At 69.7% G+C, this 13,574-nt stretch carries 10 protein-coding genes; 5 read left to right on the top strand and 5 right to left on the bottom strand.

The features are described from left to right. The first annotated feature begins 42 nt into the window (after positions 1-42). The gene (locus AB0K12_RS03020; protein ID WP_364555171.1) at positions 43-1,059 is read left to right on the top strand and encodes a hypothetical protein; all 1,017 of its coding nucleotides are present in this window, start codon (positions 43-45) and stop codon (positions 1,057-1,059) included. A 35-nt stretch (positions 1,060-1,094) separates the two neighbouring features. On the opposite strand, the gene AB0K12_RS03015 is transcribed toward AB0K12_RS03020, so the two are convergent. From AB0K12_RS03015 to AB0K12_RS03000, 4 genes are all read right to left on the bottom strand, one after another. Continuing rightward, a complete protein-coding gene (locus AB0K12_RS03015; RefSeq protein ID WP_364555170.1) occupies positions 1,095-5,969 on the bottom strand; it encodes an NAD-glutamate dehydrogenase in 4,875 nt (1,624 codons plus the stop codon). A 38-nt stretch (positions 5,970-6,007) separates the two neighbouring features. Next, positions 6,008-6,811 carry a tryptophan 2,3-dioxygenase family protein gene (locus AB0K12_RS03010; protein WP_364555169.1) on the bottom strand — a complete coding sequence of 268 codons (804 nt, stop codon included), beginning with the start codon at positions 6,809-6,811 and terminating at the stop codon, positions 6,008-6,010. Between the two features lie 84 nt (positions 6,812-6,895). Then, positions 6,896-7,099: a zf-HC2 domain-containing protein gene (locus AB0K12_RS03005; RefSeq protein ID WP_364555168.1), complete on the bottom strand. Its 204-nt coding sequence runs from the start codon at positions 7,097-7,099 to the stop codon at positions 6,896-6,898. Continuing rightward, positions 7,099-7,653, bottom strand: coding sequence for a sigma-70 family RNA polymerase sigma factor (locus tag AB0K12_RS03000; protein WP_345396666.1), 555 nt, complete (start codon positions 7,651-7,653; stop codon positions 7,099-7,101). Before AB0K12_RS03000 ends, AB0K12_RS03005 begins: the two co-directional genes overlap by 1 nt. 108 nt (positions 7,654-7,761) lie before the next feature. On the opposite strand from AB0K12_RS03000, the gene AB0K12_RS02995 reads away from it, so the two are divergent. From AB0K12_RS02995 to AB0K12_RS02980, 4 genes are all read left to right on the top strand, one after another. Further along, entirely contained in the window at positions 7,762-8,388 is a 627-nt protein-coding gene (locus AB0K12_RS02995; RefSeq protein ID WP_364555167.1) for a DUF4142 domain-containing protein, read from the top strand. Between the two features lie 15 nt (positions 8,389-8,403). Beyond that, a complete protein-coding gene (locus tag AB0K12_RS02990) occupies positions 8,404-9,987 on the top strand; it encodes a DUF1996 domain-containing protein (protein WP_364555166.1) in 1,584 nt (527 codons plus the stop codon). A 75-nt stretch (positions 9,988-10,062) separates the two neighbouring features. Next, positions 10,063-10,902: a ferric reductase-like transmembrane domain-containing protein gene (locus tag AB0K12_RS02985; RefSeq protein WP_364555165.1), complete on the top strand. Its 840-nt coding sequence runs from the start codon at positions 10,063-10,065 to the stop codon at positions 10,900-10,902. A 61-nt stretch (positions 10,903-10,963) separates the two neighbouring features. After that, a complete protein-coding gene (locus AB0K12_RS02980) occupies positions 10,964-12,547 on the top strand; it encodes an NADH-ubiquinone oxidoreductase-F iron-sulfur binding region domain-containing protein (RefSeq protein ID WP_364555741.1) in 1,584 nt (527 codons plus the stop codon). A gap of 163 nt (positions 12,548-12,710) precedes the next feature. Here the strand turns inward: AB0K12_RS02980 and AB0K12_RS02975 are convergent, their stop codons facing one another. Beyond that, a complete protein-coding gene (locus tag AB0K12_RS02975; RefSeq protein ID WP_364555164.1) occupies positions 12,711-13,508 on the bottom strand; it encodes a L,D-transpeptidase family protein in 798 nt (265 codons plus the stop codon). Between the last annotated feature and the right edge of the window lie 66 nt (positions 13,509-13,574).

Here is a 13,574-nt window from a genome sequence, read left to right as displayed (position 1 = left end):
CCAAGGGTACGCGACCCACGCGGGCCCGAATAACATGGCGAGGTGCGTGCATACGGTCGGCGGAAGGTGCTGGCGCTCGCCGCCGGCCTCCTCGCCGCGGTGACCGCCTGCTCCGGCGATGCCCGCCCGGCCCCCTCCACCCCTGCCGCGGCCACCTCCACGCCGTCGAAGTCGCCCGAGCCGCCGGCCGTCACCCAGGCCGAGGCGGCCGAGGAGTTCGCCGCCTACACCCGCACCGACGACCTGCTGCGCAACGTGCCCGGCGACTTCCAGGGGCGGCTGCTGCAGGTGCAGGACATCACGACGGGCGGTCAGTGGCAGCTCATCCAGGCCGCCTACCTCTCCTCCGGCTACACTCCGCCACGCCACCAGTGGGGCTCGCCCACGTTCTACGTCCCCCGCTTCGACGAGGGCGCGGGCTCGCCGTGGTTCAGCGTGCTGGTGACGCGCGACGACGCGCCGACGCTGCTGACGTTCGTCAAGTTCGACCGCTGGCGGCTCAGCTCGGCCGCCGAGCTGCTGCCCGGCCAGGAGCTGCCACCGATCGAGCTCGACGACGAGGGCTACGCCACGGCCGTGGCCGCCGACGACAAGAGCGTCACCATCAGCCCGCAGTTCATCGGCCCCGTCCACGCCAGCGTGGCCGAGACGGGCAAGGCGGGCGTCACCGACGGCCTGCTCGCGGCCGGCCCCTACACCACCGAGGTGGCCGAGCAGATCGCCGAGCGCCGCGAGAGCGCCAAGAGCGACGGGTTCAGCTACGACTCGATCTTCAGCGCCGACAACTTCCCTGTTTACGCCCTGCGCACCGAGGACGGCGGCGCGCTGATCCAATACTCGCTGTCGCGCACCACGTCCACCCAGACGAAGACGGCCGAGGACGACTACATCCCGGTGCCCGACTCGGCGCGCTGGGCGATCAGCACGCCGGTGCTGCGCCGCTCGCTCAAGCTGACCGAGACCCACCAGTACGCCACGGCCGTGCCGCCGCTGACGAAGCCGGCGCCCGCGCCCGTGATCGCCCACGACGGGGCGCTCACCCGCGCGTCAGGACAGTAGGAGGGGGCGGGCCGGTGAGCCCGCCCCCGCGCTTCTCAGGCCTCCGTGTGGGGCAGGTTGCTGGCGGCCACCAGCGTACGGATGGCGCGCAGCGCGACCGACAGCGTGGCGAGGTCGAAGTTGTCGCTCTCCCAGATCTCCGACAGCGTCTGCCTGGCCCTGGCGACCGCCGCCGAGTTGGCCTCGGTCCAGCGGGCCAGCCGCTCCTCGGGAGACAGCCCGGGCCGGCTGTGGGCCAGCACGTCGCGGGTGAGCGAGGCGTGCGCGGCGTACAGGTCGTCGCGCAGCGCCGAGCGGGCCATCGAGTTCCACCGGTTGTCGCGGGGCAGCGCGATGATGCGCTCGCGCAGCCGGGAGAGCTGGAGCCGGTCGGCCAGGTCGAAGTAGACCTCGCCCACCTCGTTGACCGGGCGTCCCGTCAGCGACGAGATCTCCACCAGGTCGAGCGTCGAGTACGCCGGCACCATCGCGGCCACCCGCTCGGCCAGGTCGTCGGGCACCCCGCGGGCCACGAACGCGTCGCGGCGCTCCTCGAAGGCGGCCAGGTCGGGCCCGGTGAGCAGCTTGGGTATGTGCCCGATGATCCCGTTGACGCCCTTGTCGAAGAAGCTCACCGACCCGGCGAGGTCGAGCGGCGGCCGCCGGTTGACCAGCAGCCACCGGGCGCCCCGCTCGGCCAGCTTGCGGGCCTCCAGCAGCATGGCGATCTGGGTGGCGGTGTCGACCTGGTTGTCCAGCGACTCCACCGCCCGGTGGAAGCCGGGCAGGTCGAACACCTCGCGCGCGACCAGGTAGGCCCGCACGATGTCGGGCGTGGACGCGCCGGTCTCCTCGCCGAAGCGGTACATGAACGTGGTGCCCGCCGAGTTGACCAGCTCGTTCACCACGCGGGTGGTGATGATCTCGCGGCGCAGCGGGTGCTCGTCCATGTACGGCCTGAACCGCTCGCGCAGCGCGGAGGGGAAGTAGTCGACCAGCCACGACGCCAGGTAGGGGTCGTCGGGCAGGTCGGAGCCGAGCAGCTGGGCGTCGGCCACCAGCTTGGTGTAGGCGAGCAGCACCGAGAACTCGGGCGAGGTCAGCCCCAGCCTGGCCTGGCGCCGCTCGGCGAGCGTCTTGTCCGAGGGCAGGAACTCCAGCTCCCGGTTGACCAGCCCGTCGCGTTCGAGCTTGCGCAGGTAGCGGGCGTGGATGTGGAGCATCTCGACGGCCTGCGTACGGGCCGCGTCGAGCACCACGTTCTGGGCCTTGTTGTCGCGCAGCACCAGCTGGGCGACCTCGTCGGTCATCGAGGTGAAGACCTGGTTGCGCTGCTTGTCGGTCAGCTCTCCGTCGCGGACGACCTGGTCGAGCAGGATCTTGATGTTGACCTCGTGGTCGGAGGTGTCGACGCCGGCCGAGTTGTCGATGAAGTCGGTGTTGACCAGCCCGCCGTTGAGCGCGAACTCGATGCGGGCGAGCTGGGTGAAGCCGAGGTTGCCGCCCTCGCCGACGACCTTGCAGCGCAGCTCGGACGCGTTGACCCTGAGCCCGTCGTTGCCCTTGTCGCCGACGTCGGTGTGGGACTCGGAGCTGGCCTTGACGTAGGTGCCGATGCCGCCGTTCCAGAGCAGGTCGACGGGGGCCCGCAGGATGGCGCTGATGAGGTCGTTGGGCGCCATGGACGCGATGCCGGCGGGGATGCCGAGCGCCTCGCGCATCTGCGGGGTGATCTGGATGGACTTGGCGGTGCGCGGGAAGACGCCGCCGCCCGGGGAGATCAGCTTGGCGTCGTAGTCCTCCCACGAGCTGCGCGGCAGCTCGAACAGGCGGCGGCGCTCGGCGTAGGAGCGGGCGGCGTCGGGCGAGGGGTCGACGAAGATGTGCCGGTGGTCGAAGGCGGCCACGAGCCGGATGTGCTGTGACAGCAGCATGCCGTTGCCGAAGACGTCGCCCGACATGTCGCCGACGCCGGCCACGGTGAAGTCGGCCGTCTGGACGTCCACGCCCATCGTACGGAAGTGGTATTTGACCGACTCCCACGCGCCGCGGGCGGTGATGCCCATGGCCTTGTGGTCGTAGCCGATGGAGCCGCCGGAGGCGAAGGCGTCGCCCAGCCAGAAGCCGTACTCCTTGGCCACGCCGTTGGCGATGTCGGAGAACGTCGCGGTGCCCTTGTCGGCGGCGACGACGAGGTAGGTGTCGTCGCCGTCGTGCCTGACGACGTCGGGCGGCGGCACGACCTTGCCGTCCACGAGGTTGTCGGTGACGTCGAGCAGGCCGGAGATGAACATCCGGTAGCAGGCCACGCCCTCGGCGAGCAGGTCCTCCCGCTTGCCTGACGTGGGCGGCCGCTTGACGACGAATCCGCCCTTGGAGCCGGTGGGCACGATGACGGTGTTCTTCACCATCTGCGCCTTCACCAGGCCGAGGATCTCCGTGCGGAAGTCCTCCATCCGGTCCGACCAGCGCAGGCCGCCGCGCGCGACCTTGCCGAAGCGCAGGTGCACGCCCTCGACGCGGGGCGAGTAGACGAAGATCTCGTACTTCGGCCTGGGCAGTGGCAGCACGCTGATGGCCTGCGGGTCGAACTTCAGCGAGATGTACGGCTTGCGCACGCCGTCGACGGTCTGGAAGTAGTTGGTGCGCAGCGTGGCCTGGATCATCTCCAGGTACGCCCGCAGGATGCGGTCCTCGTCCAGCGAGGCCACCTCGTCGAGGGCCCCGAGTATCTCCTCGTTGAGCGCCTCCACGAGATCGACCCGGACGTCCTCGCCGCGCCGCGGGTCGTGCTTGGCCTCGAACAGCCGCACCAGCAGCCTGGCCACCCTGACGTTGCCCTTGAGCACGCCCTCCATGTACGGCTGCGAGAACGTGCTGCCGGCCTGCCGCAGGTATTTGGCGTAGGCCCGCAGGATCTCGACCTGCTCCCAGGTCAGCCCGGCGCTGAGGATGAGCGCGTTGAAGTCGTCGGCCTGCACCCGGCCGGTCCACAGGGCGTTGAGCCCGTCCTGGAAGAGCCGCTTGAACTCGTCCCTGCCGACGCCGTCGGCCGGCGTGTAGCGCAGCCCGAAGTCGTAGATCCAGGCGTTCTTGGTGCGCGGGTCGTTGTCGCGGTCGACCTCGTACGGCCGCTCGTCCACGACCTCGACCCCGAGCCGCTGGATCAGCGGCAGGGCACGGGACAGCGAGATGGGCGAGCCGATCTTGTAGATCTTCAGCCGCCGCTCGCCCTCGGCCGCGTCGTACGGCTCGTAGAGGTTGATGCCGACCTTGTCGCCGTCGCCCGCCTCGACGAGCTCTTCGAGCCGCCGCAGGTCGACCACGGCCACCTTGGGCGGGAAGTCCGCCTTGTAGCCCTCGGGGAAGGCGGAGGCGTAGCGCTTGATGAGCTTGGGCGCCTCCTCCTCGGAGGTCATCTCGGTCAGCGCGGAGGCGAGGTCGTCCTCCCAGGAGCGGGTGATGGCCGCCAGGCGGGCCTCCAGCTCCTCGACGTCCACGCTGGGCGCGGGCAGCTGCCTGCCGCGCTCGCCGCGCACCACGACGTGCAGCCGGGCCAGCACGGACTCGCCGATCATCGCGCTGTAGTCGAGCGACGTGCCGCCGAGCGCCTTGAGCAGCACCTCCTGCATCTTCAGCCGGACCTTGGTGGTGTAGCGGTCGCGCGGCAGGTAGACCAGGCAGGAGATGTAGCGCCCGTAGTCGTCGCGCCGCAGGAACAGCTTGACCTGCTTGCGCTCGCGCAGCCGCAGCACGCCGAGCGCGATCGGCAGCAGCTGGTCGACGGAGGTCTGGAACAGCTCGTCGCGCGGGAAGGTCTCCAGAATCTCGATGAGGTCCTTGCCGTCGTGGCTGTCGGGCGCGAGCCCGGCCTGGTCGAGCACGTCGGCCAGCTTGCGGCGCAGCACCGGGATGCGGGAGATCGACTCGTTGTAGGCCATGTGGGTGAACAGGCCGAGGAAGCGCCGCTCACCGATCACCTCGCCGTCCGCCGAGAACAGCTTCACCCCGATGTAGTCGAGGTAGTTGGCCCGGTGCACGGTGGCCTTGGAGTTGGCCTTCGTGATGATCATGAGCTGCTTCTCGCGCGCCTTGGCCCGCACCTCGGGAGGCAGCGCGGCGAAGCTCTCCGACCCGGCCTTGTCGTCGCGCAGGATGCCGAGCGCCGCGCCGGGCAGCGCGCGCAGCATCTCGCCCTCGTCGGTGTGCTCCAGCCGGTATTCGCGGTAGCCGAGGAAGGTGAAGTGCCCGTCGGCGAGCCAGCGCAGCAGGTCGATGCTGTCCTCGACCTCGGCGGGCTCCAGCGGCGGCGGGTTCATGCTCAGGTCTTCGGCGGTCTGTACGGCCAGGGCCCGCATCTTCGCGAAGTCCTCGACCGTGTGGCGCACGTCGGCGAGCACCCGCAGCAGGTCGGCCTCGAGCCGCTTGAGCACCTCGGGGTCGGACTGCCGGTCGACCTCGATGTGGATCCACGACTCGACCAGCATCTGGCCGGTGACGTCCTCCTGGTCGCGGCCGAGCATCCGGCCGGTCATGTCGCGGCGCACCCGCATCTGCGGGTGGACGACCAGGTGGGTGCCGAGGTCGTGGCGGTCGATCTCCATCGTGACGGAGTCGACCAGGAACGGCATGTCGTCGGTCACCACTTCGACCACGGAGTGGCCGGGGTCCCAGCCGTTCTCCTCGATCGTGGGGGTGTAGGCACGGACCACCGCCCTGCCCTGGGGGCGGACCTCCGCGAGCTGCCTCTGGGACATCGCGGGGCCGTAGACGTCAACGGGGTTGCGGTCGAGCAGGTCCTCCGGCGCGACGTGTCGATAGTAGAGCCGCAGGAAGGACAGCGCCTCCTCGGCGCTCATGTGCCCACTGCTCGCCGCGCATCTTTCCGCGGCTCGCTGGAGCAGCTCATCCTTGGCCTCGTCGAGCGGCATTTCGCTCTCACTCCTTTGTGAGGGTTCGCCATGGCTGTTCATAGCCAGGCCCTGAGTTCCCACAGCAGCGGGAAGTAGTGCAGGCGGGTTCTGCCGCGCAGGTAGGGAGCACCGGTCGAGCCGCCTGTGCCCGATTTGGTGCCGATCTGGCGTTCGACCATCTGGACGTGACGCATCCGCCACAGCGCGGCGGTCTCGTCGTGCGTCAGCAGGTCTTCGGCCAGTTGCCACAGGTCGTCGTGAGACCCGCGGTCCCTCGCCACGGCCAGCAGCGAGTCCATGATCTCGCTGTCGGAGACCGGCAGGCCACGCTGGGAGAGGGCGGTCAGATAAGCATCCCACAGCGTGGGCTCCGTGAGCCTGCGGCGCAGCCGGGCGAGCTCGTCCTCGCTCGCGTGCCTGAAGGAGCCGAGATAGCGCTCGTCCTTCAGCCCCGACAGGAACTCCAGCTCCCTGAACTGGACCGACTGGAACCCGCTCGCGGGCGCCAGGCCGGCCCTGAAGGCCAGGAAGTCCTGCGGGGTCATCGTCTCCAGGACCTCGACCTGCTCGACCATCACCCGCTCGACCGCGTGCACCCGCTTGAACAGGTGCCTGGCCAGCCACAGCTCGCCCGCGAACATGGCGGAGCGCACCGACTCCAGCTCGTGGAGCAGCAGCTTGAACCACAGCTCGTAGACCTGGTGGGTGGTGATGAAGAGCAGCTCGTCAGGGGCCGCGGACTGCGGCCGCTGCTGGTCGAGGAGCTCGGGCAGGCGAAGGTAGTCGCCGTAGGAGAGCAGACCGCCTTCCTCGCCGAACCGCCGGCGTGGAGGGCCGGGCGCATCACCGTCGATGCCCACCGAACACCTCCCCTGACCGCCCGGCCACGTGCGGCCGGGCGTGACGCCTTGCCCTACCGATATCACCCGAAAAGGGGATAAACGTCAACGTGACATGGAGGACATCGGCGGGTCGTCGCCGGAGGTCGAAGAGGGGTCGTTCTTGAGCTCGTCGAGTTGCCCTGGCACCTCGGCGAGCTCGACCAGCTCCGCCTGACAGCGCTCGCACGTTTCGAGGTGGCGTTCGAACGCCTCGTGCTCCTCCTCATCGAGGACGCCGAGGACGTAGGCGGCCACCTCTTCGTGCATCAGCCGGCTACCCCCTTGTCCCGCAGCAGCTCACGGAGAGCCCGGATCCCGTAGTAGAGCCGGGACTTCACCGTGCCCGGCGGGATCCCCAGAATCTCCGCCGCCTCACTTATCGTACGGTCTCGGAGGTAGGTCTGCTCAATGACTTCGCGGTGTTCCGGAGACAGGGACCGCAGCGCGTCAGCGACGACCATCGCCGATAACGCTCGCTCCGATCCATCCGGAACCGACATCATGTCGACTTCAGGCGGCTCGACCTCCTGCGGCCGGACGCTCTTCCGCCGACGACCATCAATGACTATGCGACGGGCCACGGTCAGCAGCCACGCCCATATGAGGCTCGGTTCCCATTGCAGTCTTGCCGAGTTTCGCCAGGCCCTGACGATCGTCTCCTGCACGACGTCTTCAGCCCACTGAAGGTCGTTACCTGTTGATTTGCGTACGTGGCGCAGCAGAGGGCCGCCGAACTCCTGGTAAAGCACCGCGATGCGGTGCTCCGCCTCGGCATCCGCACTCTCGAACCTGCCGTCGAGGTGACCTAGCACGGGGCACATCTTTACACCTTCGTTATCCAAGCGGTAGCCACTCCGATAACTCCAGTCATTTCTAACTATCTCCGACCATACGTGAACCTTTGCGGGTACGCCCGCGTACCTCCGACCATGCACAGGCTTTTGCGCGGCGAGTTGTTCATGCTCGGCGGCTTCGTGGTTGCCGCCGCCGCGACGATCGCGCTGGTCATGCCCCCGGCGATCGACCCCGCGTCCGCTCAGTGGACGCAGCGGTCGTCGGGCCCGCTCACGGCCGCCGACGTCGACCTGCTCATCAAGGTACGCCAGGCGGGCCTCTGGGAGATGCCCGTCGGCGAGTACGCCCAGACCCGCGCCGAGTCCCAACGCGTGAAGGAAGTCGGGAAGCTGATCAGGGACGAGCACAAGGAGCTCGACCTGATGGTCCGCCAGGCCGCCAAGAAGCTCGGCGTGGCCCTGCCCGACGAGCCCAACCCCGACCAGCAGCGCTGGATGGCCCAGCTGGCGGCGGAGAGCGGCCCTGCCTTCGACAAGGACTTCGCCAACCTGTTGCGTGACGCGCACGGAAAGGTGTTCTCCGTCGTGGCGGGCGTGCGGTCCGGGACCCGCAACTCCGAGGTACGAAAGCTGGCCCAGGAAGGCATCAACTACGTGATGCGCCACATGGCGTACCTGGAGTCCACGGGTCTGGTGGATCACCAGCGGCTTCCGGAAGCCCCCACGCCCTCACCCGCTCCACCCGTCGTCAATGGCGGTTGAAAAGAGGAAACGCACATGAGGAGATCCAGACGCATGGCCGCGGCCGTGTCCGCGCTGGCCGTGACGGCGACCGGCCTGGTGTCCGCGGCCGTCATCGGCGTGGGGCCGGCGGTCGCCGCGCCCTGCGACCCTGCACAGAGTGGCCAGTCACCTCAGGGGCGGCAGTCCCAGCAGCCGGGCAGGAACCAGCAGGGCGGCAACCAGCAGGGCGGCAACCAGCAGGGACAGAACCAGCGCGACGACGACCGGTTCGGCCGCTTCGGCCGGCAGCAGGATCAGAACCAGCAGAACCGGGAGGAGGACCAGCAGGCGCCGCAGGGCGGCAGCGTCGCGGTGGACCCGCAGTCCCCCGACGACCAGGACGACCCCACCACCTTCTCGCGCCGCCGCCAGCCGACCAGATCGCCCAGCCCGACCCCCAGCCCGACCGGAAACCAGGGCAACCCGGACAATGGCGGCAACAACGGAGACAACGGCGGAAACGGCAGCGGAAATAACGACGAAGCCGACAATGGGAACGACAACGGCGACAACGGAAACGACGGCGACAACGGGAATGGCGATAACAACGGGGACAACGGCGGAAACAACGGCAACGACCCGAGCAACGGGAACGGCAACGACAACGGAAACGAGAACGGGAACGACAACGGGAATGGCAACGGCGGTGACAACGGCGGTGTCGACCCGTCACAGAGCCCCTCTCCTTCCCCGACCGCCACTGACCCCTGCGCCGGCCTCGGCCCGTTCGTGCAGGACTTCGTGGACATCCGCCAGGTCCAGCCGCGCCGCCTCGACGCGCGCATCGGCAGGGGCGGCTCGCGCGGCACGTTCGTCGCGCAGTGCGGCACCAACCGCGATGGCCACAACAACCCCGACAACTTCATCGTCGCCCCAGGCGTGAGCAACGGGGCACACCACCTGCACGACTACGTGGGCAACCTCTCGACCGACGCGTTCTCGACCGACGAGAGCCTGGCCGCGGCGGGCACCACCTGCCGGCTGAACGACCAGTCCACGTACTTCTGGCCGGTCATCAGGGACCGCAGGTCTGAGGCGAACGCCGATGACCCGGACGGCAACGTCGGCCAGGTGCTGCGGGCCCGCTCGGTGCAGCTGCAGTTCCGCGGCAACGCGAACTCCAGGGTCGTGGCCATGCCGAGGTTCCTGCGGATCATCACCGGCGACGCCAAGGCGGCCACCAACGGCACCGCCAACGCCCGCTCGGCCTGGACCTGCACGGGATTCCAAAATCGCATAACTACCGACAAATATCCGCTTTGCCCGCGCGGCAGCCAGGTCGTTCGTATCCTGGACTTCCCCAGTTGCTGGGACGGTCAGAACACCGACAGCGCCAACCACCGCACGCACATCGTCTTCCCTGACCAGAACGGCGCCTGCCCGCAGGGCACCAGGGCGGTACCCGCACTCCGCATGACCCTCACGTACGCGGTGCCGCAGGGACCCTCGTTCGCCCTGGACGCCTTCCCGGAGCAGAAGCACAACCCGGTCACCGACCACGCTGACTTCGTCAACGTGATGCCCGACAGACTGATGCAGAACGTCGTCACCTGCATCAACCGGGGCCGCCGGTGCTGATCTGACCGTCCGCCCGGACCATCGGGCTCCCAGCCTTCCGGAGTCGCACCCTCACCCGACCTTGGAGGGAAATAGATGCTCCACAGACGACACCCCAGGCACGCCCCCACGCTGCTGGACACCAGGAAGGTCCGGCTGGGGGCGAGCGCCTCGATCGCGGCCGTCCTGTTATCGGCGTTCGCGCTGACCAGGACGGAACGCGGCATCGCGCTGCTCGGCCAAGGGGTGGGCTTCCTCGAGTTCTACGCGGGCGTGTTCGCCCTGGTGCTGCTGACCGCGACCGTCGCGCTCGGCCTGCTCACCACCGAACGCGTCTTCCTGTCCCCGGCGAACCGGGTCAGGGCCCAGCTCGCGCACCGAGCCACCGCGCTCATCGGGCTGGCCTACCTGATCACGCACATCACGCTGATGATCAGCCTGGGTCACGTGCCGCCGGGGGCGGCGGTCGTGCCCATCGCCGGGATCTACGTGGGATTCGGCACCCTGGCCTTCGACCTCATGGTCGTGGCCGTGGCGACGGGGATGCTGAGAGGTCGCTTCGCCGTACGGAGCAGGCCGTGGATGTGGCGGATCCTCCATTCCGCCGCGTACCTGGCCTGGCCCATCGGCATCATGCACGGATTGACGGCCGGCCGCCCGCCGGCCGGTTGGGTGGCCTGGTCGTACGTGGCCAGCATGGCGGCGGTCGGCGGCGCGCTGGTCGTGCGCGTGCTGGCCACGGTCCGCAGGCCGCCGGTCGTACCGGAAAGAATCGAGGGGCCCGCCGTGACCTCCGCCGCGCCCATGGGCGTGCCCGCGGAACGGCCCGCCGCCAAGGCCCCCGGCAAGAGCAGGCAGCCCGCCGCGGCGGCGGCCCGCGCCGACGCGCCGGTCAGCCTCGCCGAGGCCAGGCGCAGGTACCGGGAGGCGGGATGACCCTGTTCGCACTCGTCCAGGAGGCTTCGTGATTCCCGCCCGCGTCCCACGGGTGCTGCGCATGGGTCCGGCCCGGCTGACCGCCGGGCTGGACCATTGCCGCCGTCTCGACCTGCCCGCCCACCGCACGCTCCACGGTCTCGTGGAGCCACGCGAACTGGGCGAGCTCATCTCGTACGCCAACGAGGTGGACATGCGGGGCCGGGGCGGCGCGGCCTTTCCCTTCGCCAGGAAACTGCGGGCGGTGGCCGACTCCGCCGGCACCGGCGAGAGCGTCGTCCTGGTCAACGGCGCGGAAGGGGAGCCCGCCAGTTCCAAGGACGCCATGCTGCTGACCCGCAACCCGCACCTCGTGCTGGACGGCGCGGTGCTGGCGGCCGAGGCGCTGGGCGCCCGCGAGGTGGTCGTCGCCACGGCCGGCGGCGAGGTCGCCGAGGCGTCCGTCGCCGCCGCCGTGGCCGAGCGCCGCGCCGCCAACGTCTCAGGAGGCGCCGAGAGCCGGGTCCCGATCAGGGTGGTCGGGATCAAGGAACGGTTCATCTCCGGGGAGGGCGGCGCGCTCGTCCGTGCGGTCAACGGGGAGGAGGGCATCCCGCCGGGCAGGAAGAAGCGGGCCGCGCAGAGCGGCGTGGACGGGCTGCCGACCCTGCTGTCCAACACGGAGACGTACGCGCAGTTCGCGCTGCTGGCCGAGTACGGCCCCCAGAAGTACGCGGAAGTGGGCACCACCAAGGAGCCCGGCACGATCCTGCTCACCGTGAGCGGCGGCGCCGCCAACGGCGCGGTGATCGAGGCGCCCACCGGCACCCTGCTGGCCGACGTGCTCGCCCTGTGCGAGGCGGAGGCCGGCGACGGGGTGCTGATCGGCGGCTATCACGGCGCGTGGCTGTCGGCCGAGGCGGTCGAGACGGCCGTCATCTCCCGCGAGGGCATGAAAGCGGCAGGGGCGACCCTGGGGGCAGGGATCATCGTGCCGCTCGGCGAGTCCACGTGCCCGCTGGGCGAGGCGGCCAGGGTCGCCTCGTACCTGGCGGCCGAGTCGGCCGGCCAGTGCGGCCCCTGCCGGCTCGGGCTGCCCGACGTCGCCAGGGCCATCTGCGCGCTGGCCGAGGGCACCGGCTCCGTGGACGCGGTCCGCCGCGCCGTACGCGTCGTGGAGCGCCGCGGCGCCTGCTTCCACCCCGACGGGACGGCCAAGTTCGTGCTGTCGGCGCTGGACGCGTTCGAGGACGAGATCGCCATCCACCTGGAGCACGGCTCCTGCGGCCGTCCGGTACGCGGCGTGCTGCCGATGCCGGAGCGTGAGCCGGAGCCCGAGTACCGGCTGGAGGTCGACTGGTCACGCTGCCAGGGCCACGGTCTGTGCGCGCACCTGCTGCCCGAGTTCGTGGACCTGGACGACTACGGCTTCCCGTCGTTCAGGAAGATCCCCGGCTTCATGGCCAAGGACGCCAGGCGGGCGGTCGACATGTGCCCGGCGCTGGCGTTGCGCCTGGCGCAGACCACCGGTGACGGCCCCAAGCCGGCCGGTTCGCCGCTGCGGCTGGTCAAGGACGGCGTGCTGAAGAAGGCAGGGGACAGCGTGCCGCGCCTGAGCCGCGTGGGCGGCATCCCGCGCATCTCGCGGGTGGGCGGCACGGCGTGAGCTGACGAGCCCGGCGGGGTTCACCGCGTCTCATCGGGAACGCACCCGAGAAAGGCGCGGCGCCCCGCCGGGCTTCGCCCGGCCCGGACGTCCGCGCCGGGAATGGCGCGATGACTCGGAGAGGAATAGCCCGATATTTCTCGAAATTTCACCGTAAGGCGGGTCACATAATCTTTCCCCGGACGTGCACCGGCTCGCCGATCTTCACCATCTGGTACAGCCGCTTGGACGTCTCCAGCGGCACCCGCACGCACCCGTGCGAGGCCGGCCGCAGCGGCACCTTCGTCGAGCCGTGCATGGCGATGGCCCCGGTGAAGTACAGGGAGTTGTACATCGACCCCAGCGGCCCCGTCGTCCAGCCGGGCGCGCGGCGCAGCACGCGGAAGTCCCCGGTCGGCGTGATGGCGTTGCCGCACCGCCCGTTCTCGCAGTAGCGCACCTCGGCGCCGGTGGAGACGTGCGAGATCAGCGCGGGCCTGCGGTCGCGATAGACGGTCAGCAACTGGTTGCGCAGGTCGATCTCCACCCGGTCGGGCGCGCCGCCCGGCACCAGCACCTTGTGCCTGACGGGCTTGTCCAGCGCCGCCAGCATCTTCGGCCCGACCTCCTTCCTCGGCATCATGCGCTTGTGTTTCTGGAACGCCCAGACGGCGAACTTGGTCTGCTCGTCGTACACGCCGTTGATGCGGCCGAAGTAGTAGCGACCCCTGTGCAGCTTGCGCTGGAGCGTGCGGACGGCCTCGCCCCTGTGCCCCGGGCGCAGCAGCACCGGCTTGCTCTTGACCTCCTCGACCTTCTCGACCTTCGCCGTCTCCTCGCCCGCCGGCCGCTCGGCGCTCTCCGCGGGTGGCGGGGCGGCGGGACGGACGGTGACGGCGGCGGCGGGCAGCGGGGTCGCGATGAAGGGAAGGACGCCGGCGGACAGAGCGAGAACGGTGAATGTCTGAAGCTTTATCGTCATAAATCGACGCCTACCCAGACAGCAGAGAATTCATGGTTTTGTTGAGGAAAAGACGCGGCTAATATC

This window comes from Nonomuraea sp. NPDC049419 (assembly GCF_040676995.1).
In the GTDB taxonomy this organism is placed as follows: domain Bacteria; phylum Actinomycetota; class Actinomycetes; order Streptosporangiales; family Streptosporangiaceae; genus Nonomuraea; species Nonomuraea salmonea.
This window is presented reverse-complemented; position numbering and strand designations above follow the sequence as displayed.